Origin of the sequence: Brevibacillus laterosporus, from assembly GCF_030489605.1 — a bacterium.
Classification (GTDB): domain Bacteria; phylum Bacillota; class Bacilli; order Brevibacillales; family Brevibacillaceae; genus Brevibacillus_B; species Brevibacillus_B laterosporus_E.
Genome location: NZ_JAUKFY010000033.1, coordinates 12,689 through 35,451, shown reverse-complemented (window position 1 = coordinate 35,451; position 22,763 = coordinate 12,689). Strand labels below are relative to the sequence as shown.

Genomic DNA, 22,763 nt, shown 5'->3' with positions numbered 1-22,763 from the left:
GAGCTTTATCCTTTGGAGTAAAGGCATACTCGTCTCTTCTCCATTGCAGGCAGTTCACGATGGAACGATGTTCAATCATGACACCTTTTGGTTTACCAGTTGTACCTGAAGTATAGATTACATATGCCAAGTCAGTTGATTGGTTCACAACTGTGAGATTGGTTCCATCAACGATATAATTTTGCTCCTCATCTAAATCTAGCCTCACCATATTAACTGCTAATCCATTGAACAAATGCGACTGGGTCAGTAAAAGAACAGCACCGCTATCTTCTAATACATATTCAATGCGTTCAGTAGGATAAGCTGGATCGATAGGGACATAGGCTGCTCCAGCTTTCAAAATACCCATGATACCAACAATCATTTCTACGGAACGATCTACCATAATAGCTACTAGTTGATTGGGAACGATTCCTTTATTACGTAACGTACGAGCTAATTGGTTGGCTCTTTCATTTAGCTCTTGATAAGTCAACTCCTTCTTGTTCCAGATAAGTGCTGCTTGATCCGGAGTTTTTCTTACCTGTTCTTCAAAAAGCTGATGAATCGTTGTATCCTGCTGATAGTTTCTTTCTGTGTTATTAAACTCTTGTAAAAGCTGATTTTTTTCTGCATTCGTCAGTATTTCGATAGTAGCTAGCTTCACTTCAGGATTATCTACGATCGCTTTTATAATCTGAAGGAAATTTGTCGTCAAGCGTTCTATTGTTTCCTGACGGTACAATTTGGTGCAGTATTCCACACTAATCATGATTTGATCTCGTTCTTCTGTAGCGATAAAGGTGATATCGAATTTAGAGTGTTTCGATTTATTTTCCCCTTTATAGGCAATAAACCGTAGCTCATCTAATTCAATAGAATCTTCCCCTCTGTTTTGGAGAGTAAACATGGTATCAAACATTGGATTTCTGCTTACATCGCTTTGTAGCTCCAGTTTCTCCACTAGCTCTTCAAATGGATAATCCTGATTCTCATATGCTTGTAATGCATTTTGTTTTACTTCTATTAAAAACTCTCTAAATGATTTTGATCTAGCTGGTTTGTTTCGCATGGCCAATGTATTGACAAACATCCCAACAGTGCTCTCCAAATCAACATGCGATCGACCTTTAACCGGTGTACCCACAATCAGATCTTCTTGACCAGTATATTTGGAAAGAAGTACATTATATGCGGCTAACAAGACCATATAAAGTGTGGTTCCTGTGTCTGCAGCTATCTTGTACAAGCCTTCCATAAGCTCTTTGCCAGTTCCTCTTGTGATTACATCTCCGTCAAAGCTTTGTGTATTTGGTCTCGGAAAATCTGTCGGTAGATTTAACACAGGAATTTCATCTGCAAATGTTTGAACCCAGTGGTCTTCCTGTTTTTTATACAGATCCGTCTGAGACTGTTCATGTTGCCATACAGAAAAATCCTTATATTGAATCGTAAGCTCTGGTAACGTATTCCCTTGATACAATTTCACCAATTCATTGATTATGATCCCAGATGATACTCCATCAGAAATAATATGATGGGTATCTACTAGTAACAAATAACGATCCAATCGGGTTTGAACAAGCTTGACGCGAAGCAATGGTGCCATATCTAACTGGAATGGTTTAATAAACTCATCAATGATTTCTTCCAGCTCTTCTTCAACAGCTACCTGATAATCGACTGCAAAATCAACTACTGAATGGATTTTCTGTACAGGGGAACCATTTACTAACTCGAAGGATGTACGCAAGCTCTCATGACGGTTGATTAAACCTTTAAAAGCGATTTCTAGTTTTACCAGATCAAGCTTTCCTTCCAGTTGCATGATAGAAGGCATGTTATAGCTGATATCTACCCCATCAAACTGGTTAAGAATAAACATTCTTCGTTGTGCTGCTGAAACCGGATAGTAATCTTGTTTTGTAGCAGGTCGGATAGAAATAATCTGCTTCGTGCGCTCGCTCTCCAAGTATTGGGCTATTTCTTTGATCGTTGGTTTTTCAAATAGGACACGTAAAGGAATATTCATTTGATACTCTTTGTGCATGTGAGATATAACCATCATAGCACGTAAGGAATGACCGCCTAATGCGAAGAAATCGTCCTTACTTCCAACTCGATCAATACCTAAAACTTGTTGCCAGACAGTAGCAAGTTGTACTTCCAATTGTGTTCGAGGAGCCACATATTCTGTGTTAGCAAGCAAAGAATTGTCTGGATCTGGTAACGATCGCTTGTCAATTTTTCCATTTGCGGTTAATGGCATCGCCTCAAGTGAAATAAACGCAGTAGGAATCATCGCGATCGGTAGCTGAGTTGTTAAATGGGCACGTATTTCTGCTGTGCTTACCTCTCTATCCGTAACCATATACGCGCAGAGGAATTTTTCCTTCGCTTGATCTTCCTTCGCTACAACGACTACTTCTCTTAGACCATCAAGCTTACGCATTTGTGACTCAATCTCACCAAGTTCGATCCTAACCCCACGGATTTTTACTTGATGATCAATTCGGCCCAAATATTCAATATTTCCATCTGGTAGCCACCTTGCTAAGTCCCCTGTTCTATACATTCGTTCTCCCGCGACAAACGGATTTTTCACAAATTTCTCTTCCGTAAGCTCCGGGCGATTCAAGTACCCTCTTGCTAGACCAACACCAGCAATGCATAACTCACCTGCTATCCCAATTGGTTGAAGGTTCTCAGAATCAGTCTGGACGATGTATAGTTGAGTATTATATATAGGTTTACCAATCGGAATTGCAGCTAATTCCTCATCTGTATCACAATCAAAATACGTAACATCGACAGTAGCTTCCGTTGGTCCGTATAAATTGATTAATCTAGCTTCACACACTGAGGAAACTGCTCGACGGAATCTATCAACATACTGTGGTGGCAATGCTTCACCACTTGCAAATACCTGCCGTAAAGACTGGAGTTTTTCCTCTACCAACTTACTTGGCTGTTGTTCAACATAATCCAGAAAAGCGTGCAGCATCGCAGGAACAAAATGCATTGTTGTAATGCGATGTTCAGCTATTGTCTCTAAGATTTGCTCAGGGTTCTTTTCTCCTCCTACAGGTAAAAGGCACATTTTGGAGCCCACCAACGACCACCAGAATAGCTCCCATACTGATACGTCAAACGTAATTGCTGTTTTTTGCATAATGGTGTCTATGGATAAAATAGGGTATTTTGCATGCATCCACATTAATCGATTAATAACTGAATGATGTTCAATCATAACTCCTTTAGGCTTCCCTGTAGATCCTGATGTATAAATAACATAGGCTAAGTGATTCGGGCCATTTATCGCTTCCAAATTCGAACCATCTTGGTGATAGCTTTGAGCGTCATTTATATCTACTATCTTCCCGGCAAAAGTCACTCGCTCCAACAAATGGCGCTGGACCAAGAGTAGTTTTGCTTTTGAATCTTCTAGCATATAGCGGATTCTTTCCTCTGGAAATTCCGGGTCAATCGGCATATATGCACCGCCAGCTTTTAAAATTCCAAAAATTCCAATCATCATCTCTAATGAACGTTCTGCCATGATTCCAACTAATTGATCAGCTACTACTCCTTCAGAACGTAGCTTTCGGGCTAACTGATTCGCCTTTTCATTCAGTTCCCGGTAAGAAAGTTGTTCCCCCCCGCAAATGACAGCTATCTGATCTGGTATACGTGCTACTTGTTCTTCAAATAGCTGATGAATCAGCTTTTCCCGAGGATATTCCATTACCGTATTATTAAATTCAGATATAATGATATTTTTCTCTTCTTCTCGAAGCAGGGATATGTCCGCTATTTTTGAAGTAGGATGATGAATGATTGTTTCAATAATGGTAAAGAACTGTTGAATTAGTTGTTCAATCTCCATTTCTGTAAACAACTGCGCTCGATAATTTAGTTGAAACAGAATTTTTTGATTATCTAATTCAATCACATTCATTTCAAAATCATTAATGACGTCTCCACAAAAATTCTCATCAACTTCAATTTCAACATTTTCATACTGCGAATAATTCATAGCACGGTACTGTACAGAAACACCAAAGAGACGTTGAAGGTCCTTATGGTGATGTTCTTCTCGTAAATCTTCCATCATTTGATTGTACGGAAATCTTTGATGGCGCAGGACCGAAACCTGCTCTTTTGATACGACTTGCAATAATGAAAGCAAATCCATCTCAGGATCAACGAATACCCGTGTTGGCACTGTACTAACGAACATTCCTAGCATTTCTTTTTCCTTTTTGGTTGTTCTGTTCGCATAGAATGTACCAATTGAAACATCGTTCTGTGTTGTCTTTTTATGCAAGTAGATGTACAACGCAGTCATAAAGACTGTTAACATACTGCTGTTTGTTTGTTTGCAAAAATCATACAGGTTATAATACAAACGGTCTTCTAAGATAATATTTTTTCTTTTTCCAGCAGTACTTAAGGTAAGCGGATTATATGATTTAAACCCTATCACTTCGGGTAAGGTGCTAAATTTATCTAGCCAATACGATTTATCCTTTTGATAGCGATCCGATTTTTCATAGTCCAGCTCCGTTTGTATAAAGTCGAAATAAGTATGATTCTCTGTTATTTCTGGAAGCTCATCATTTGCGATCTGAGAATAGTATTCGTTCGCTTGATTGATGAACATTCTTGCAGAGATTCCATCGCAGACAATATGATGAATTTTGACATTGTACCAATATTCTTGGTCGCTAATCTTGCAAATGATAAATTGATACAATTCTGAATGTAGAAGTTTAAATGGTGTACGACTGTGCTGGTCCAACCACCTTAATGCCTGAGCTTCTCCATCAACACCCGAAAAATCCAAACATTCGAATGGTTTTTCACTATATTCCTCCACATATTGCTGAGGATAGCCATTTTGAGCTGTCAATTTAATCCGAAAGGCATCGTGCCGGAAAATAATCATATTTAGAGCTTGTTGCAAGGCACCTAGCCTTATATTACCTTTCATTTTAATTGTCAATGAAATCGACGATACACCCGTATTTGGATAAAGTAATTCGGAGTACCAAATCCTTTGTTGAGGCTGAGTCAACGAAAATAATTGAAACAAATCCTTATTCATATTGCTGCACCTCTTGTTAAAAATTATCGTTCATTATAAAAAAAATGATTGCTTACTATGTAGATGCTATCGGGATGTTGCAAGGTTTGACTGTATGTTAGGATAGATGACGTTAATCTAAGATTTATGAGAGTTATGTCTAGAGATGTAGGGAGTCGCTTGAGAAAAGACGGTACTTTATGCAAAGGAATCAGCATGATGTGAGAAAAGATTTTTTGTACATGAATCTATCAAATATTTTGCCATCATCTCCTTTACTCAAGGATATTGAAGCGGTTCTATGCGATCATACTAGGCCTCCTTTTCGATGTGAGTGACATATTGTTGCAGCAAAAAACCTTTGACCTCACTGTAAAAGCTAAATCTTATTTTCCACAAAAATATATTTTATGAAAAATTAAACATTTGCGACTCACTATAACATATTAACATTATTCTTCCATTGAAGTATTTGTAAAATTTATGAACTTCTATATGTATTTCTGTAATTTCATGCTGAAAAAGTCCAAGATGCTATTGACCGTACTGTACTAATGAATAGAGATTGCTTGGTCAGAAGTGGTTTCCCCTGCAGGTATGATCCCTCTTTCACTTTCATCTCATCAGGTGTCCCATGATCCACGATAGAACCCTGCTCCATCACGAAAATGACACCTGCTAGCTCTGCTGTTTGCATTTGATGCGTTACGATCATGACGGTACGTTGATCCTTTAATGAGCGGATCGCGTCACGAACACATGATTCGGAATGTGAATCTAGAGCAGACGTAGACTCATCAAATAAAACGATAGGAGCTTTTGATAATAAACACGTGCAATGGCGATTCTTTGCCGTTGTCCTCCTGATAAACGTACCTTATCCCCTCCGATGAAGGCTTGTATCCATCAGGCAACCCCAGAATAAATTCGTGAGCATCCGCAGCTTTGGCTGTCAATAAGTTCCTCTTCTTCTTCTGCATTAGGCCTCCCAAATCTAATATTCTCTTCAATCGTTCCTTCAAATAAATGCGGATCTTGTGGAACGTTCGATTGTGAATTTTATCGGTCTCGGTTTCAAAGCAGTAGTTTAAAACGGGAGGAAGTAAACGAGGTGCAAAAATATTGTTAAGGGTGTGAAATGAAAACCTAAGCGTACGGTTTTATGGGTGGTCCCCCCAAAAAATTGAAGCCGGTAACCCTAAGCGTAACAGGATACCGGCACTTTTTTCATGGAGCTTACATTAAAATCCCACTGGATAAGGTGAGGTCTATTAAAAGAATACCTTTCATTACAACAAAGATTATTTAAAGAGGTAAAAGCGATTGATCTTTAATAACTTGCTCTAAAAGTGTTGATAGTTCACTACTGCAACCATCAGAAAGTGCTGTACCAAAAGAAACTACTACCGACTTAAACCAATCTGTTGGATAAAGTCTAACTGTATCATTATCTTTGATAAAAATATAATTTTTGTAGGATTTCAGCGGAATTTAGCTACTCAAAGGCTTTCTTCAGTGTTTGCTTATGTTTTTTTAATGGCGACTCAGCTGATAAACCAATTCTTTCGGCTAATTCAGGTATACCGTATCGATAACACCCTTCTGCAGTTAATTTATCGCCGCATAAAGTGATATAGAGCTTGGGAAGCAAGCCCTCTTAGATCATCTACCATTGCTAAACTTAGAAATCTTAAATCCTGAGTATTAACTAATAGAAAAATTTGCTGACCTATTAAATCAAAGCTAGAAGATACTAAATCATTTCGATATTCTACTCCTTCAAAGGAAATATAAGGTCTTTTTCCATTCTTTAGGCTTCCTCTTATTGTTCTAGATATAGACATCTCAAAAAAGCCAACTTCATTTCTGCTCTCATCTGGTAATATACGTGGTTCCATACCCTTCATCACCCTTTGTTCCATGACTTCTAATGGGGTTAAGTTTCCTAAGCCACTATGTGGTGTTCGATTGTAATTTGCAATTAATACTGCAGTTACTTGTTCCAATTCTTCAACGTTCATTGAATATTTAAGAGCCATTTTTTCAGGGTTATTTCTTCTAGGATCGCTAGAATTACTTCCGGTTGTATTTAATAACCGATGATAACCACATTCTTCAAGTATGCCAAAAAATCGTTCAACAAAAGGCCTTCTCTCTGGCATATACACTGGACCAGAATTAGTTGCGCATCCAACAATTTTTGAGAGCCTATCGGTTACAATTTTTGCAAGGTTTGCTTTTCCGTTGTCATAACTAAATTCGTTCCATAACGCCCATTGAGTCTGTGGTATAACTTGCCAATGAAATCCCCCGTTAATGGGAAATTTTAAACCTGGAATTGTAAGATTTTTCAAGTGACCTGGTTCAATAGCATTACGAATACAAGAAAGAACGTCACTAGAAGAATATTGAGACGCAATGGAGATGTGGTATCCTAATACAACTCTGGTTGCAACGTCTAAAATGACTAATAGCCAAATCCTCTCTATTGTATCGGTACAATCATCCCCGTATTGATTTTGGAAAGTTAAAGTGAGAATAAGATCAATGCAATGCCCATCGAACTCTACACGTTGAAATGGCATTACAGGTTCTAGGTTTTTATCGCCTATTCCAGTATTTTTAAGATGTCTTGCGACTTCTTTTCCATATCGAGCAGCAGCATAAACAGGTAATTGGTCTCCTAGCGTTTTTATATAACGATAAAGAGAACGTTTAGCAAGGTCTTTTGTGTTGAAAGGATACTCTGATATTGTTAAGCCAGATGCTCTGCAAGCATCAATAAATTTTCAATGTATGTATTTAATTTTTATTTTTGGTTCTTTAGCTTTTGGTTGAGTAGAATTAAGAAATGTATCATATATGACATACTTAATTTGAGGATATTTGGAAAGCAACATTTTGAATGAACCTGCTAATTTTGTGCCTTGTGTGATCGGTTTTTGACGTGTGTATATTTTAGTTCTTTTTCTAGGAATAAGAGCACGGTAACCCCATATTCCCCCATTATTTCTGAAGATAAGCAACTTTTAACAAATTTTTCTAAGTAATTTTTGTGAATTCCTGTTTTGTATACAATTTCCTGAATTGTACATTCTGATTTCATATACAAATCAACTGCTTGTTTTCGGTTTAGATATTTTTCACGATCTTTATCGTTTAAATAATCAATTAATACTGTTGGCCAGTTATCTGTGTTGAGAAATAATTGATCAACTGTAATATTCTCTAATAGTTTATATACATCTTTCCACACCTCAGTGAACGGCCCTAATGGTAACTCATGAATATTAGAATTTAGTTCGCCAGTATATATCATTTGATATATGGTTTGATTTAATCTAGAAGTCGAAAGATGATTACATTTCTCACGAATTTGTTACATTGTAATATGGTCTGTATCAATAAGCTGCTTAATGATCTGCTAATGAAACTATATTAAAGACCAAGGACGAGGAAGTGGTTATCGTTCTTCTCATGTAAGCCATCACAATTAAAAAAATAACCACTATTGCTCTACATACTGCTAGGATGGAGTTATTTATAAATTCGTTCCACACATTCAATCCCTGTTTAATGCCATCGGCATGTTATTTTCAACTGCTGTTAGTTCATTTTTTTTGAAACGGAAAATGATCTGCAGCTTCTCCGATAATTTCTTCTTTAAGTGCAGTTACTACTTTATCCGAAAGGTTCATATCTTCCATATTTATTATCTTATCAATGAAAGTGTGTAAAGCTTTCTGAAGTTTGACGGACATACTCTTTCCCTCCTTTTTCCTTGCTTCACTAAAGAAAAAACCATGATTGCATTATCGAAATTGATCAAATCTTACTTGTTCAATCTGGCAAAGCATCATGGTTTTCATTTGTTTTTCTTACTTTTGGAAACGTTGCTGACTATGGATTTTTATCAGCTTTTCTGAGTATGCCACCCCCTATTTGGGGATTTGGTTATATCAAGTGTACATCTAATCTTCTGAATGATTTTTCATATCATATCTCTTGTATCGCAGTTGCTTTTGTCTCTAGCCATGGAGTCACCTTAGCATCCCCTTGAATATACAGCAGAAGTTGATGGACAGGACGTGACATGGTGACATAAAGTAACTTAGCATCCATCACATTCTCCTTGTAATGTTCATCGTCTACATGTAGGACGATTACTACATCAAATTGCAGCCCTTTTGTCAGATAAGCAGGAAGGACGGTTACTCCGCCTGGAAATTCCTTATCTTTCACACCTAGGTGATGGAGCTCAAGACCCTTTTCTTTTAATGCCTTAGCGATTTTTTTACTCTCATGTATGGTTTTAGTGACAATCGCCACCGTTTGATGACCAATCGCTAATGCCTTTTCAACCCGCTTTTTAATATCCTCCAGCATGTTTCCCTGACTCTTCGCCCGTAAAAATAACGGTTCCTCACCATGACGCAACACCGGCTTTGCCTCCGTAATTTCGGGCAATTGAGTGCCTTGTAAAACCTCATTGGACCAATTCATAATTTCAATTGTCGAACGATAGCTCTGCTCTAATGTATAAAAGTCTGTTTTCTTTTTAAAGATATTTCGTAAAACTGGTTGCCAGCTGTCTAATCCACGGTAGGCATGAATCCCTTGTGCCAAATCCCCTACGATTGTCATTGATTCATTTTTCGTATGTAAAGAAAGCACTAAAATCTCTACATAGCTCAAATCTTGCGCCTCATCGATCACCGTATGATCAAACGGGGCTTCCTTCCCGCTTCCTTCCAGCAGATGACGAAGATATAAAATGGGAGCAAGGTCTTCTGCTTCTATACGTTCTTCCTCAATAATTGCTTTTGAAGTTTCCACGACATCCTGCAACAATTCATCTGAAATATCTTCACTAGTAAGCTTTCGCAAAAGCTCCCAATCCTGCAGAAGCTGGGTATACACAGCAAAAGCATCTATATTTGGCCACTTTCCTAAATACAAAGCGAGCAATTCATCTATTTTCTTCTCGAACCGCAATAAGCTTGGCTTATCCAAATCAATTTTTGCTTCTCGTAAATGTGTAAACAATTGCTGGGTCATTTGTTGTTTAACATGCTTAGCTAAGGCTTCTATTCTCCGGTGATAGGGCAAATGAGAAAATTCATTAATAAACAACTGGCGAATATCAGCCTTCTTCATTTCAAACACATGCTTTGTCTTGTTATAAATAAATCGCAAATCCTTATAGGTAATCAGCTCATGAAACAAGTAATTCATATACTCATCTAACATATTGCGACAATGAACAGAACCCTTAAATGACATCCGATTCCACGCTTGACGCTTCTGTACCTGCTTACTAGCATCGTCTTCAAAGAAAAGCAACAATGGTTTGCTCGGATCAACAATTCGCCATCCCTTAGGCAAAAGTACCTTTACCTGTTTGGCAGCCCACTCTGCGAAAGTCGCTTGCTGTACATCCTCCACACCTAATTCGGGTAATACATCCGAAATATATGTTAAAAACAGCTTATTCGGAGCAAATACCATAAATTTCTTAGAAGCAATTAAATGCTGGTAATTATAAATCAAATAAGACAGACGGTGTAATGCAATCGTAGTCTTACCGCTTCCAGCCACCCCTTGGACCACAATAGCACGATCTTTTTCTGCGCGTATGATATCATTCTGTTCCGTTTGAATGGTAGCAACGATATCCTTTAATCGACTATCGTTATTTTGATTCAGACTAGAAGCTAAGAATTCGTCAATATAGCCTTCTTCCAGAAAATCCTCTGGCGTCCCGATTTCACGATTGATCGTCTCTTTTAACGCACCATCATATATTCCTGTAATCCGACCGTCTTCTATAGCAAAATTACGCTTTAGCTTTACTTCTCCACGTACAATTCCCTGCAATGTTCGGTAAAAAGCATCCTTGCTCTCCCCGCTGTAATAAAGGCTAGCGATAGGTGCACGCCAATCTACTACAACACTATCCATTGTGTCGCGTTCTACAATCCCACGCTTTCCAATATATACGGAATCCATTTCATAGGTTTCGTCTTTCATGAAATCCACTCGACCAAAGTAAGGCTTTTTCACAGAGTTTTCCAGATGAAAGAGATCTCTGGCTTTCGAGGAATTGACTACTTGTTTGACATAATCGTCCGTTGCCTCACGCAAATCCTCTCGGAGCTGTCCAATCTCCTTTTCAATCGTATGTACTGTTTTATCCAGCCGATCTTGCTCTTCCTTATATGCAGGATGATGAATGGTCACATGACTAACCTCCTTTTCATCAAACGAATATTTATCTTATCAAAATGAAAAAGTAATTCCAAGGACAATCTTAAAAATCACAAGTGTCCCCCGAGCAGCATCCCCAGTGCAGCAGATAAAATCCCCACAGAATAACTAATCAGCAAGTATATCAATCCTATCCGGTAACGCTTTATTGTAAATAATGAATAGCTCTCCCACTTACATGTAGAAAAGGTCGTGAAAGCCCCCATAAAACCTGTGCCTGCCGTTACGATAAACAATGGAGCTAATGAAGAGCTTGTTAGTACCCCTAATAAAAAACAACCCAAAATATTGATACAGCAGGTCGCTAATGGGAACATTCCTTTATAACGCTGATTGATCAGAGAACTGATTCCGTAACGAGCCATTGCTCCAAGACAACCGCCCAATGCTACTCCTATACTATTCAACAGCATCAGTATCGCTCCCTCTCTGCGTTAATCGGGCACCTATCAAAGAACCAAACCATGCCATCATTAAACCACCCCATAGACTGGCCAGCACATAGCAAATGGCAAGTACATATTGATGCTGATGCCAAAGGGCAAGGGTCTCTACACTAAAAGTCGAAAAGGTCGTGAAAGAACCAATAAACCCTGTTCCTGCTCCTAAGGTAAACCAAGCAGGCAGTTGATTTCGGGTTAAGAGATATTGATTGAGAACTCCCAATCCCATACAGCCTATGAAATTAACTACTAGCGTACCTAAAGGAAATGAGAGCTCCCACCAGCCCGCTGTCCATGCTCCTACTAAATATCGAGATACAGCCCCCAGCATTCCTGATAGTCCAACAATAAAAAAAGACATGCATTCTCTCCTTTATCAGCTATTTTTCACATATATACAAACAAACTCCTACCAGCACTAGTACTGGTAGGAGTCATTAGCCTATTGGCGCTTAGGGCGAACTCCATCGCCTCTTATTTACTTATAAAAACCTGTTCCACGGCACTATTCCTACGAATCATTTGTTAAAATCACATAGACTAGTGCTTATGCTTAGGTTCCTCATCCTCTACATAACGGATCGAATCTAAACTAGATTTCAAGGAAGCCTTCATAGCATCAATGTATTTTTGACGAAGAACTTGTTGCTCCGCTTTTTCTTCTGGAGTTAAGCCAACACCCTTCGATTTCTTGGCTAATTCATTAATACGTTTTATTTCTGCATCAGTAACCAATGGTGATACCTCCTCAACTAACTTCCCTTTATTATAACACAAGACCAAAGGAGAGGAGAGATAAATTATGGTCCCGCTTATCGGTATACTGGAATTGCGAGATTATTACCTGCATAAATCATGGGGTTATCTAACTGATTTTGCTTCATGATCTCATCCATTAGCTCTCCGGCTGATAGCCCAGATTCCTGTTGATAAGCTTGTGCAATGCTCCACAACGTATCACCTGGCTGAATTGTAATGACGATGGCTGCCTGCTGTGTATGAGGAGCCGCAATAGCTACTTTCTCTTTCCCAAAAATCATGCTGCCTGCTGCAAAGGATACTATGATCAGCAATAACGTTACGATTGCTTGCCCTCTTGTTATCCCTTTTCTATGATGTACCAATGTATTCTTACTCGTCATTGTTTTTGTTTTATTTTTATATAGATTCTGATTCTGACAATTGCTAGATTGTACCATCATTATCATCACCCTCGCAAACGTTTGTTCTCATTTTGATAACAACATCATAATGCGAACAAACATTCCTGTCAAGTGGAAGAATCGAACTAATGTTTGTCGAACGCAAATTCTCATGGTATAATGTAGAAAATATCTGGATCGAGAGAATGAGGTGTTCGAAATGTCCAAACTCTCCAATCGCCAACAAGCGATCATTGATTTTATTCGTAAGGAAGTAAAAGATAAAGGTTATCCCCCGTCTGTTCGAGAAATCGGTGAAGCCGTAGGACTGGCTTCCAGTTCCACTGTTCACGGTCATCTTGCGCGACTTGAAAAGAAAGGCTTAATCCGCCGCGATCCTACTAAGCCGCGTGCTATTGAATTATTGGACGAAACTCGTCTACAGGACGATTATGAAAGCTCCATCGTTCGAGTACCAGTGGTTGGTAAGGTAACGGCAGGTCAACCTATTACAGCTATTGAACAAGTGGAAGAATATTTTCCATTGCCAGAAAACATCGTTACCTCTGACAATGTGTTCATGTTGCGCGTTATGGGAGAGAGCATGATCGAAGCAGGCATTTTAGATGGCGATTATGTAATTGTCCGTCAGCAAAATGTAGCCAATAACGGAGATATCGTGGTTGCTATGACCGAAGAGGATGAAGCAACTGTAAAGCGTTTCTTTAAAGAGAAAACCCACTTCCGTCTACAACCGGAAAACTCACAGTTAGAACCAATCATCTTAGATAATGTGTCGATTTTAGGTAAAGTAATTGGCGTTTACCGCCTTTTCCACTAGTGCATTGAAATTTACCTTCTCACGTGCTTACACGTACTAACTCTTGGTGAAAAATCATACTCGCCAAGAGTTTTTTACTGCTTAAATTTATTGCTTGTAACGGCTTATTTTATACTCCACTCTGCCTAGCTCCTTGATACCTTTCATGTTTCTTCTTCCATTCGCTTATATGTACGTGAAAATTAATTACATAAATTCCTTAAATCAGTGTTTCTTTTTAAGCAAGTATTCAAACATGCCTTTCTGATCAATATGATGTGCAAACACAAAAAACCGAGATTGCCTCTATCCCTACAGTAAATGATAGGGAGTTTGACAATCTCGGTTTGCTGACTGGATCAACACTCAAAATCCGAAGTAACGATCCACAATAAGTTTTACCAAGCAACAATAAAGAACCAGATGATCATGATGAGTTGGATAGAGATTTTCATAATGACACTGCTAAAGAAACCTATGAGACTTCCGATTGCTATCTTAAAAGCTCGTTCTGCCGGTTGTTTTTGCATCAGCATTTCTATTAATAATACAAATATAAACGGGAGAATAATCATTCCGAATGGCGGAAACGTAAGTACACCAATGATAACACCTAATATTGACCCGATTGCTGATGCTTTTGAGCCACCGTATTTTTTAACAAAGTACATATTAGTTAATAAGTCAGCACCATATAACACCACACTTAAAATTCCCATTCCCCACCAGAAGGAAACCGGCAATCCTGCTCCAGGTTCTGCAATCGCGAATTGATATAGTAAGAATCCGCCCCATAACATGATCGTATCAGGTAACACTGGGAAGAAAATACCAGCGATACTTAGACCGAATAGAAGTATAACGATCAACCATAATAAAACATCCATGTGTAACCCCCCTCTTTGTTGCATCTGACCCGTTTTCTATAAGTACGTTTCAGTGCACTCCTTCGTTTCATTTTTACTTACGAGTTTGCTTTGCTTTTTTGCTAAAGTGTCTTTTCCTACATATACATGATTCTGCTCTTTTTTATGATCTCTTATCTGCAAAAATTGACCTGTTTGCCTGTACCGCCCTTACCAGCTCCCTTTTTCCACTTGCATACAGACAAAAGAACAGCAAGAAAAAGCTATAAGGACAGAAGGTAAAATGTTGCATTTAGGGAAATTAATTCTATACGCGAAATTGTCTCCGCTCCAAGTCTGTATATCCAAATTCGGAAAGGAAGGTTACCAGATGCGCAAAATCGTTTGTTCTTTATTGGCAGTACCAATTGTTTTCTTACTGTCCTCGACCAGCTATGCTGCTCTAGATAAGCATAGCACAACAAAAGTAACTATTAGTAGTAATGCTTACAGCCAATATTCTATTCCATTTGCACTAACGGTAAAGGAATGGGATAGAGGTTATGGGGAAACTGGTGTCACGGGCCCTTTTTTCCTCGCGAAAGGTGGTAACGTAACGGTTACGTTCGATAAGAAAGTAGATGCACTGGGCTGGTATTTACTGAATGCAAATACCTACGGAGCTGAAAAAATCTATCCAAAAGACTCTACTGTAACCGTTCCCCGAAATTCACATTGGATTGTTATTCTGCAAAATTCCAGCATAAAACCTGTTACTATTTCAGGCAACGTGACGATTCACTAGTCTTTTTATCACGTTATCACGCAACACCTTCACTGATCAGTTATCATCTTCCACCGCCTTTGCATTCCTTAAGACTGGTGCAGGAGAATGATGAGATCTAATAAAATAAGCACCTTTATTCAGGTGCTAGATTATCTCTCATTCTCCTCCTCTGTATGTATCCCTATCGTCGAGAATTTTTGAATAGGACCATCCCAATCCTCGCGCCTGAATTCTTGATAATTATGATTTGTGTATTCCGAAATTAATGTACGCCAGAATTTTTGTGCCCCAATATTTTGTTCGATTTCGGAGATTTCCCATTCTCCCTGAAATCGATGGAATAGGCGAAATGCTACTTTTCTGCCAATTCCATGCTTACGATATTTTCTCATGATAAAAAACTCTGCAATGGAATAGTATTCTATCTCTTGGTTCCGTATCTTTCGCAGTAACACAAATCCAGCATATTTCTCATCAACTTTGACAAAAAAGGGTATTCGATCTGGTTCTGTCCAATAATGGTCCAGAAACATATAATCATATAAACCATGCTCATTAACATCTGCATGATCAAATTCACTAAAATCATATTGATAAAGCTCGATTAGATGCCTTAATATCATCTTTTGCTGCAAAGATGCCTTCACAAGCTCTATTTTCATTTCTATACTCCTTACTTTATACAGAATGAGCTGTGGTATGCAAAAAAATACCTTAATGATAGCTTCATCGCACCGCCTATTTTCTTACACGCATCAATTTTCCTTTATTTAATCTTACTAAATCTTCTACCTTTATTTTCACTAATGAATGTGGAGAGCCTCCTCCCGTATAAACATACTCTAATTCTGTTATTTTAGGATCAACCAAAAAAATTGCCTCAAATCCAAAAGAAGGGACTCCACCGGCTGGATAACCCGTTCCTTCTAATACTTCCTTTTCATCTGCCAAACGAGGTCTTTTTATATTGAGTCCCTTACTTACCCGTGATGTACTAGCTCGATCCTCTCCTTTTACAATGGCTACAATTAGCCGCCCATCCTCATCAATCATACAAATATTTTTAACCAGCTCATCAATAGAAGCATTCACAGCTTTAGCCGCCTCTTCGACCGTATGACAAGATTGATTCAGTATAAAGTGCTGGGCATCAGCAGCTTTTTCATGCAGGTAATCTTTTATTTGCAGCTCATAAGAATTCATCGATCCCTCTCCATCCGTAAATATTTTCCCTATTTTAGCTGTGTTCCACTGATTAATCAAGAGTGCCGGCGATCTTTTTTACGTAATATTCGCTGTATTTTGTTGTTTTGGTTTTTTTAACGTATAAAGCATCCCAATAAATATAAATAAAATTCCTACTGTTTGAAACATATTTGGTCGAAATCCAATAATGATCACATCTAATAAAATAGCAACGGCTGGATCCAAAAATACCATTCCTGAAATTGTTCTGGTCGATAGCTTTCGTACACTATCGAAAAACAGAAGATAAACAACACCAGTGTGGATAATGCCAGTAATGATTGCGTATGCCCAATTCTGCGGAGTTAGGTCTAAAAATGCATGATAATGGATAAAGGGAAGCAAGCAAATAGCGCCAATAGCAGTTTGAATAAACGTTGTGGCATAGACACTTGTTTGTTGTAAGCTCTTCCCTAAAATCATCGTTAATGCATAAAAAAGAGCCGCTAGAATAGCGTACAAAAATCCTGTCATTTGAAACGAAGCATTTGAGAGATCACCATCTACTCCAACGATAAAAATCGTTCCTACAAAGCATACAGAGATAGCCAGAATTGAGAGGATCGTTAACTTTTCTCTGAAAAGAAAGCTACCGACAAGTAAGACAATCATCGGAGCAAGATGATAGAGCGAGATGGCGACTGTAATCGAAACCAGCTCGAAGGATTTAAACAAGAAAATCCAATTTAATAAGTTTGCTATACCACAGAAGCTGACTCTTATCAGTTCTTTTTTGCTCCATGGCTCTTTTGCATATGTCCCTGTAATAAACCAGATCGAACCAAGAAAAAATGTTGCACAAACGCACCTAATAAAAACCAATTCTAAAGCAGAAAGACCCGTTAACACAGAAAAAAATCCTACTGATCCAAAAATCGTCATCGAGATGAACATTTGAACAAAAGCCCTTATATTCATAATTTTTACTCCATTCTATTTATAGAGGTTATTTCTCTAACTACTATAAGTAAACTAAAAATAAAACGGTTCATAGGACTGAAACCGCTCTTCTTACTGCTAAAGGAAAAATCAAACTGGCCTTTGTAGCTGCAATGCAAAAAATATGAAGGAATTAGGATAGACGAATCCTTTTGAGTTATATACTATTATTCATAATCTTGAAGACATTGCAAGCAAACTTCTGCTTTATAACAAAAAACTCTAAATAAATAGTAGAATTCCTGTTAGTCTGCTTCATTGCTTACCCAATACTTACACGGATTGTAGCTTTGAACACTAAAGATAAATAAACTAGAATCATGACAAGCACTTATATTATAAAATAACCTAGAGATAAAAGATAAAGGAGACATACAACTTTGATAGCTACATGTATTAGATATCATGAATTTGGGAGCCCGCAGGAGGTTTTACAGGTTGAAAAAAAACAAATGAAACCTCCTATGAATGGAGAAATTCTTGTTCGAATGATTGCTCGACCTATCAATCCATCTGACTTGCTTCCCATTAGAGGGGCGTATTCTCATCGTATTTCATTGCCTGCCGTTCCTGGGTATGAAGGGGTCGGCATTGTAGAGGAAGTAGGATCTTCCGTCTCTCATGAGCTTCTTGGCAAACGTGTTCTTCCTTTGCGGGGAGAAGGGACCTGGCAGGATTATGTGACAGCACCGGCAGATTTAGCAATCACGATACCACCTTCCATGGAAGATTACATCGCTGCCCAGCTCTATATTAATCCAATAACAGCATGGATTATGTGTACAGAAGTACTACAATTAAGAGAAGATGATATCCTTCTCGTCAATGCTTGCGGTTCTTCTATTGGACGTATTTTTTGTCAGTTATCTGCTATTCTTGGTTTTCGGCTGATTGCTGTCACAAGGAATCATTTCTATACCGAAGAACTTCTTCAGTTAGGCGCCTTTGCTGTCATTAACACCTCTGACACCGCATTACATCAAACGGTTATGGAATTGACAAATGGCCGTGGAGCAACTGCTGCTGTCGATTCTGTAGGGGGGACAGATGGTTCAGACCTAGCTTTTTGTGTTCGACCAAATGGTACTTTGGTAACGATTGGGCTTTTATCGGGAACACCTGTTCATTGGGGGGAAATTTCGTGTAGAACGCAGGTAAACATTAGATTATTTCATTTAAGGCATTGGAATCAACAGATATCTGTACAAACCTGGCAAGACACCTTCTCTCATGTAATAGCATTAGTAATGGAACAAAAATTGGGGTTCATGATGCCTTATGCTCATTACGATCTTTCGAAAGTACAAAAAGCAGTCGAGATAGCTGAATCCTCTAGGAATAGGGGGAAAATATTCCTGCGCAATAAAGTGAAGTGAATCACCATATTTTCGATTAAATATAAACAGGTCCTTCTATTGAGGAAGGACCTGTTTACCATTTCCGGCGACTTTTATTCTACAGTTCATTTTCGAATAAGCGCGATTTTTACAAATCGTATAATTTATTCGTTTTATCTATAAATAGAAAATTTAGCCGTAAAGTTCATTTTCTTTGTGAAAGAAGAATTTACACCTGCTTGAAATTGAACAGAAATGTTTCCATCTTTTGTGGCTTTAAAGATACGGCCATATTTAGCGTACGTATCATATGTACCGATGACCTTATTATCAGCATCATAGACTGTGTATGTGATCGGATAACCTGAATTTGTTACGGTAACACTAAGCTCTTCTCCTTGTTTCAGATAGAAGGATTCTTTTGGAGTAACCTCATAAGAGCTTAAAGAATAATATTTAAACACATCTTGATCTTGAACACTTGCCGCACTTGCTTTTGTTGCTTCTAAACCTGTGAAGCTTGCTCCTGTCAATCCTGCAACTCCTAATACACCAGCTAAAAGAATTTTTTTAAACATCATAATTCCTCCCTTAGATAATTTTTAAAAAGTAAAAACTATGAAAATTATTAAAATTGCTTTTAACCACTTTCTTCTAATTTGTTCACCTCCTGTAATCATTATAGTTACATTGAGAACTATTATCAAGAATTTTTTTCTTTTTTTTACAAAAAACTTTAATTTATAGATAAACAAGAATTTATTAACATTCAATAAAGCCCTATTTACCGGGCTTTATGCTTCATTATTTAAAAATAATCTCACAAATAAAAATATGTTATTTTTAGAAAAAAATCTATTATTTACGAAAAATATGAAAAACCCTCACGCATAATAACATGAGGGTTCTATGAATATAGTCTCTATTCATATTTGAGCCTAGTCTCAAAAAATATGATAAAAGATATGGATGATTGTCCACTCTACTTCACTCGCCTAAACTAGCGATTTTATGACGTTATCTCTCACTACCTACCAATAAATTGATTTCTTCATAAGAAATCGTCTCGTTTTTTCTCTCTCCAAATTTTCTCACAGCAGGGGTGGGATTTTGATTAAAATTCATGCTTAAGCTTTGGTTGGAGTAGTGTCCTGCGGGATCGATATAGTATTTAAAATCAATGATTTTTTCGATATCGATCTCTGCATAAGCAATTCCTTCTGTTTCTGCGGGTACCATTTCACTAATCGGCTCTCCATCAGGTCCATAAATGCAAGTATGCCCACTCTTAAATGTATTGAAATACTCTCTTTGTTCTGGCGTTAAGCAAATCATGTCTTTCATCTCTTCCGAATAAATAGATGAAGTCATTATGACAAAGGTCTGGGTGGAGATCGCATAATATCTGCTGGAGATTTCATCATCAAAGTATCCAGGCCAAGAAGCGACGTGAACTTGTTCATTTTGTGAATTCATGGCAAGAAGATCTAATGGCACTTGATGCTCCCAGCACATAAGACCGCCCAGATTTCCTATTTCTGTTTCAAATACAGGCATTAAGCTTCCACTTCCATCACCCCAGATCAATCTTTCTGCAACCGATGCTCTCATCTTTCTATGCTTTCCAATTAAATCTCCGTTCGGATTAAACCATAATTGTGCTAGATATAAAGAACCCCCATCCTTTTCGCTGCAAGAAATGCATACATACGTTTGATTCCTTCTAGCTGCTTCACTTAGCTTTTGAATGGCTAAGCTGGGGATTTCAACTGCATTTTTATATAGCTCGTGATAGAATTTTCTTGTATATTCTGGGTGTCCAATAAACGCAAACCAAGGGTAACCTGGAAGAAATGCTTCTGGAAATGCGACTAGCTTTGCACCATTAGACGCAGCTTCATCAATTAATTTGCAAGATTTCTCGACTGTTGCATCTAAATCTAGATATACGGGAGCTGCTTGAACTGCTGCTGCACAAAATTTCGGATATTTCTTCATCATAATTCCTCCTCTTGTTTTTGTTTATTTCCTTCCAATAGGTTTGAATCGTTCTTGCAACAAAAATGCTATCATTTACTAAATTTGGTGTAACCATCCACTCAATCGTTATTTTATCCATCCACCACTAATCGAGGCTAATCAATCCAAGGGGCCCTTTATACACGATGTATCTTTGAAATTTCTAGACGTGCACCTCCCCCGGCGTACGTTGCGGCGCTGCATGACGGTGCTCGAACCGTGTTTGCAATAGCATATCTTTTACAATCCGATTCCAATAGAAAAAGGCATCTGTTGGGGTACCTTTCCGCTTTTTTACTATATCCATGAATTGATGCTTTGTCTTCACAGCATAGTCACATTTATGATTGAGCTTTGCATTGGCAAAAATACGTGAAAAAAAGAGACCTTCCAAAAATGAAGATCTCTCACTTTGGATATCACTTAATTTAGATGCAGATAGCAATTCCCAATTGAAACCATCGCTATTTTGATTGTCAGCCCAGGTCGTGACCAGTAATGATAATATATCCGACCAAAAATACGTTTAATGCTAAAATAACGCCAGTGGACAGCCAAGCTAGCCATTTGACCCAGGTGCGATTTACAAATTCGCCCATTTTCCTTTTATCGCTTGTAAATAATACGAGCGGAATAACTGCAAATGGAAGCTGCAGGCTAAGTACCACCTGACTCCATAAAAGCAAATCTCCTGTTCCTCTCGAGCCAGCTATCCAGGTTACAATAAACGCTGGTACGACAGCAATTAAACGTGTAATGATCCGGCGAAGCCAAGGTGAAATACGCAATTGAATAAAGCCTTCCATGACAATTTGTCCTGTTAGGGTTCCAGTTATTGTGGAATTTTGACCGGAGGCGAGCAATGCAACGGCAAATAAGGTACTTGCAATACCAACGCCAACAGTCGGACTCAAAAGCTCATATGCCCCTTCGATTTCGGATACGTCCAAGCCAGTCCCGTGAAAAGCTGCTGCTCCGAGAATCAGAATGGCTGAATTAATCAAGAAAGCAACAGAAAGGGAAACGGTTGAATCAAGCACTGAAAATGTAAGTGCCTCCTTGCGCCCTTCCCGGTTGCGTTTATATTGACGGGTTTGAACGATGGACGAATGCAAATACAAATTATGTGGCATCACGGTTGCCCCTAAAATTCCAAGAGAAACAAACAGCATTTCTGGATTTGTAACAATTTCAACCTTAGGAATATAACCGGATAATAACGCTGATACCTCTGGCTTTGAGATGATCAATTCAAAAGCAAATACACCAAAGATTGTTGTCATTAGCACGATAATGATTGATTCAATAATTCTAAATCCCTTTTTCTGGAGCATTAATAATAGCAAAACGTCAAGAGTGGTAATGACAATACCCGCTAAAAGCGGGATACCAAACAATAAATTTAGGGCAATTGCAGAACCGATCACCTCTGCTAAATCGGTGGCGATAATAGCAAGCTCAGTTAATATCCAGAGAACAAAAGCTGTTTTTTTACCTACCGAATCACGTGTAGCTTGCGCCAAATCCCGACCGGTAACAATCCCCAGCTTAGCTGCCAAAGATTGAAGCAGGATGGCGATTAAGTTAGAAATGAGTATCACAGACAGCAAGGTATAACCAAACCGCGCCCCGCCTGCAATTGACGTTGCCCAGTTTCCCGGATCAACATAACCAACAGCAACTAACGAACCAGGACCGGCAAAAGCTAAAAATTTGCGCCAGAACCCCGCCTTATTGGGAATTCGCACGGAATTATTCACTTCTTCTAGGCTTACATTGGAACTTCTCTGTAACCAACCGCTATTGTCTTTTGCTTCTTCGACTCGAGCATTCATGTTTCTTCCTCCTACT

The 22,763-nt window shown here is 38.4% G+C and carries 22 protein-coding genes and 1 riboswitch; of the genes, 3 read left to right on the top strand and 19 right to left on the bottom strand.

The window, feature by feature from the left end:
• The 11 genes from QZ995_RS22110 to yneA form a co-directional block, all read right to left on the bottom strand.
• On the bottom strand, positions 1 to 5,089 hold a 5,089-nt coding region (locus QZ995_RS22110; protein WP_301811899.1), incomplete at its 3' end, for a non-ribosomal peptide synthetase.
• A gap of 490 nt (positions 5,090 to 5,579) precedes the next feature.
• Entirely contained in the window at positions 5,580 to 5,783 is a 204-nt protein-coding gene (locus QZ995_RS22105; protein WP_301811897.1) for a hypothetical protein, read from the bottom strand.
• Between the two features lie 82 nt (positions 5,784 to 5,865).
• A complete protein-coding gene (locus QZ995_RS22100; RefSeq protein WP_301811894.1) occupies positions 5,866 to 6,048 on the bottom strand; it encodes a hypothetical protein in 183 nt (60 codons plus the stop codon).
• A 633-nt stretch (positions 6,049 to 6,681) separates the two neighbouring features.
• On the bottom strand, positions 6,682 to 7,653 hold the full coding sequence (locus QZ995_RS22095; RefSeq protein WP_301811890.1) for a hypothetical protein: 972 nt from the start codon (positions 7,651 to 7,653) through the stop codon (positions 6,682 to 6,684).
• Positions 7,654 to 7,982: 329 nt separating this feature from the next.
• Complete coding sequence (locus QZ995_RS22090; RefSeq protein WP_301811887.1) at positions 7,983 to 8,324, bottom strand: hypothetical protein; 342 nt, start codon at positions 8,322 to 8,324, stop codon at positions 7,983 to 7,985.
• 355 nt (positions 8,325 to 8,679) lie between these two features.
• Positions 8,680 to 8,829, bottom strand: a complete 150-nt coding sequence (locus tag QZ995_RS22085; protein ID WP_301811885.1) for a hypothetical protein — start codon at positions 8,827 to 8,829, stop codon at positions 8,680 to 8,682.
• A gap of 235 nt (positions 8,830 to 9,064) precedes the next feature.
• On the bottom strand, positions 9,065 to 11,308 hold the full coding sequence (locus QZ995_RS22080) for a HelD family protein (RefSeq protein ID WP_301811883.1): 2,244 nt from the start codon (positions 11,306 to 11,308) through the stop codon (positions 9,065 to 9,067).
• 77 nt (positions 11,309 to 11,385) lie between these two features.
• Complete coding sequence (locus QZ995_RS22075) at positions 11,386 to 11,748, bottom strand: fluoride efflux transporter FluC (protein ID WP_301811882.1); 363 nt, start codon at positions 11,746 to 11,748, stop codon at positions 11,386 to 11,388.
• Positions 11,735 to 12,139 (bottom strand): fluoride efflux transporter CrcB, encoded by a 405-nt coding sequence (crcB, locus tag QZ995_RS22070; RefSeq protein ID WP_301811880.1) that lies wholly within the window; start codon positions 12,137 to 12,139, stop codon positions 11,735 to 11,737. Before crcB ends, QZ995_RS22075 begins: the two co-directional genes overlap by 14 nt.
• A gap of 60 nt (positions 12,140 to 12,199) precedes the next feature.
• A riboswitch (Fluoride riboswitch) is annotated at positions 12,200 to 12,259 on the bottom strand.
• A gap of 59 nt (positions 12,260 to 12,318) precedes the next feature.
• Positions 12,319 to 12,513 carry a DUF896 domain-containing protein gene (locus tag QZ995_RS22065; protein WP_212931018.1) on the bottom strand — a complete coding sequence of 65 codons (195 nt, stop codon included), beginning with the start codon at positions 12,511 to 12,513 and terminating at the stop codon, positions 12,319 to 12,321.
• Positions 12,514 to 12,590: 77 nt separating this feature from the next.
• Positions 12,591 to 12,980, bottom strand: a complete 390-nt coding sequence (gene yneA / locus QZ995_RS22060) for a cell division suppressor protein YneA (RefSeq protein WP_301811876.1) — start codon at positions 12,978 to 12,980, stop codon at positions 12,591 to 12,593.
• 160 nt (positions 12,981 to 13,140) lie between these two features.
• Between yneA and lexA the strand changes: the two genes are divergently transcribed.
• A complete protein-coding gene (gene lexA, locus QZ995_RS22055; RefSeq protein WP_301811873.1) occupies positions 13,141 to 13,761 on the top strand; it encodes a transcriptional repressor LexA in 621 nt (206 codons plus the stop codon).
• A 377-nt stretch (positions 13,762 to 14,138) separates the two neighbouring features.
• Here lexA and QZ995_RS22050 read toward each other — a convergent pair whose 3' ends face one another.
• Positions 14,139 to 14,627, bottom strand: a complete 489-nt coding sequence (locus QZ995_RS22050) for a DUF456 domain-containing protein (RefSeq protein WP_301811870.1) — start codon at positions 14,625 to 14,627, stop codon at positions 14,139 to 14,141.
• 349 nt (positions 14,628 to 14,976) lie between these two features.
• Between QZ995_RS22050 and QZ995_RS22045 the strand changes: the two genes are divergently transcribed.
• Entirely contained in the window at positions 14,977 to 15,390 is a 414-nt protein-coding gene (locus tag QZ995_RS22045; RefSeq protein ID WP_301811868.1) for a hypothetical protein, read from the top strand.
• 131 nt (positions 15,391 to 15,521) lie between these two features.
• Here the strand turns inward: QZ995_RS22045 and QZ995_RS22040 are convergent, their stop codons facing one another.
• The 3 genes from QZ995_RS22040 to QZ995_RS22030 form a co-directional block, all read right to left on the bottom strand.
• Entirely contained in the window at positions 15,522 to 16,034 is a 513-nt protein-coding gene (locus QZ995_RS22040) for a GNAT family N-acetyltransferase (RefSeq protein ID WP_301811865.1), read from the bottom strand.
• A 76-nt stretch (positions 16,035 to 16,110) separates the two neighbouring features.
• The gene (locus QZ995_RS22035) at positions 16,111 to 16,575 is read right to left on the bottom strand and encodes an aminoacyl-tRNA deacylase (protein ID WP_301811862.1); all 465 of its coding nucleotides are present in this window, start codon (positions 16,573 to 16,575) and stop codon (positions 16,111 to 16,113) included.
• Between the two features lie 78 nt (positions 16,576 to 16,653).
• The gene (locus QZ995_RS22030) at positions 16,654 to 17,535 is read right to left on the bottom strand and encodes a DMT family transporter (protein ID WP_301811859.1); all 882 of its coding nucleotides are present in this window, start codon (positions 17,533 to 17,535) and stop codon (positions 16,654 to 16,656) included.
• A 401-nt stretch (positions 17,536 to 17,936) separates the two neighbouring features.
• Here QZ995_RS22030 and QZ995_RS22025 point away from each other — a divergent pair, with 401 nt between their 5' ends.
• Positions 17,937 to 18,932 carry a zinc-dependent alcohol dehydrogenase family protein gene (locus tag QZ995_RS22025; RefSeq protein WP_301811858.1) on the top strand — a complete coding sequence of 332 codons (996 nt, stop codon included), beginning with the start codon at positions 17,937 to 17,939 and terminating at the stop codon, positions 18,930 to 18,932.
• Positions 18,933 to 19,066: 134 nt separating this feature from the next.
• On the opposite strand, the gene QZ995_RS22020 is transcribed toward QZ995_RS22025, so the two are convergent.
• The 4 genes from QZ995_RS22020 to QZ995_RS22005 form a co-directional block, all read right to left on the bottom strand.
• A complete protein-coding gene (locus tag QZ995_RS22020) occupies positions 19,067 to 19,474 on the bottom strand; it encodes a hypothetical protein (protein ID WP_301811856.1) in 408 nt (135 codons plus the stop codon).
• A gap of 436 nt (positions 19,475 to 19,910) precedes the next feature.
• Positions 19,911 to 20,894: a carbon-nitrogen hydrolase family protein gene (locus tag QZ995_RS22015; RefSeq protein WP_301811855.1), complete on the bottom strand. Its 984-nt coding sequence runs from the start codon at positions 20,892 to 20,894 to the stop codon at positions 19,911 to 19,913.
• A 181-nt stretch (positions 20,895 to 21,075) separates the two neighbouring features.
• Entirely contained in the window at positions 21,076 to 21,240 is a 165-nt protein-coding gene (locus QZ995_RS22010; RefSeq protein ID WP_301811853.1) for a hypothetical protein, read from the bottom strand.
• A 148-nt stretch (positions 21,241 to 21,388) separates the two neighbouring features.
• A complete protein-coding gene (locus QZ995_RS22005) occupies positions 21,389 to 22,747 on the bottom strand; it encodes an Nramp family divalent metal transporter (protein ID WP_301811851.1) in 1,359 nt (452 codons plus the stop codon).
• Positions 22,748 to 22,763: the final 16 nt, after the last annotated feature.

What these genes read in the sequence shown, in the direction of transcription:
- QZ995_RS22035 (WP_301811862.1), bottom strand. Translation starts at nt 16,575, where the DNA reads ATGAATTCTTATGAGCTGCAAATAAAAGATTACCTGCATGAAAAAGCT.
- QZ995_RS22050 (WP_301811870.1), bottom strand. Translation starts at nt 14,627, where the DNA reads ATGGATGTTTTATTATGGTTGATCGTTATACTTCTATTCGGTCTAAGT.
- QZ995_RS22015 (WP_301811855.1), bottom strand. Translation starts at nt 20,894, where the DNA reads ATGATGAAGAAATATCCGAAATTTTGTGCAGCAGCAGTTCAAGCAGCT.
- QZ995_RS22105 (WP_301811897.1), bottom strand. Translation starts at nt 5,783, where the DNA reads ATGATCGTAACGCATCAAATGCAAACAGCAGAGCTAGCAGGTGTCATT.
- QZ995_RS22020 (WP_301811856.1), bottom strand. Translation starts at nt 19,474, where the DNA reads ATGATGTTTAAAAAAATTCTTTTAGCTGGTGTATTAGGAGTTGCAGGA.
- QZ995_RS22075 (WP_301811882.1), bottom strand. Translation starts at nt 11,748, where the DNA reads ATGCTGTTGAATAGTATAGGAGTAGCATTGGGCGGTTGTCTTGGAGCA.
- QZ995_RS22085 (WP_301811885.1), bottom strand. Translation starts at nt 8,829, where the DNA reads ATGTCCGTCAAACTTCAGAAAGCTTTACACACTTTCATTGATAAGATA.
- QZ995_RS22005 (WP_301811851.1), bottom strand. Translation starts at nt 22,747, where the DNA reads ATGAATGCTCGAGTCGAAGAAGCAAAAGACAATAGCGGTTGGTTACAG.
- QZ995_RS22040 (WP_301811865.1), bottom strand. Translation starts at nt 16,034, where the DNA reads ATGAAAATAGAGCTTGTGAAGGCATCTTTGCAGCAAAAGATGATATTA.
- yneA (WP_301811876.1), bottom strand. Translation starts at nt 12,980, where the DNA reads ATGATGGTACAATCTAGCAATTGTCAGAATCAGAATCTATATAAAAAT.
- lexA (WP_301811873.1), top strand. Translation starts at nt 13,141, where the DNA reads ATGTCCAAACTCTCCAATCGCCAACAAGCGATCATTGATTTTATTCGT.
- crcB (WP_301811880.1), bottom strand. Translation starts at nt 12,139, where the DNA reads ATGTCTTTTTTTATTGTTGGACTATCAGGAATGCTGGGGGCTGTATCT.
- QZ995_RS22030 (WP_301811859.1), bottom strand. Translation starts at nt 17,535, where the DNA reads ATGAATATAAGGGCTTTTGTTCAAATGTTCATCTCGATGACGATTTTT.
- QZ995_RS22095 (WP_301811890.1), bottom strand. Translation starts at nt 7,653, where the DNA reads ATGCCATTTCAACGTGTAGAGTTCGATGGGCATTGCATTGATCTTATT.
- QZ995_RS22100 (WP_301811894.1), bottom strand. Translation starts at nt 6,048, where the DNA reads ATGCAGAAGAAGAAGAGGAACTTATTGACAGCCAAAGCTGCGGATGCT.
- QZ995_RS22045 (WP_301811868.1), top strand. Translation starts at nt 14,977, where the DNA reads ATGCGCAAAATCGTTTGTTCTTTATTGGCAGTACCAATTGTTTTCTTA.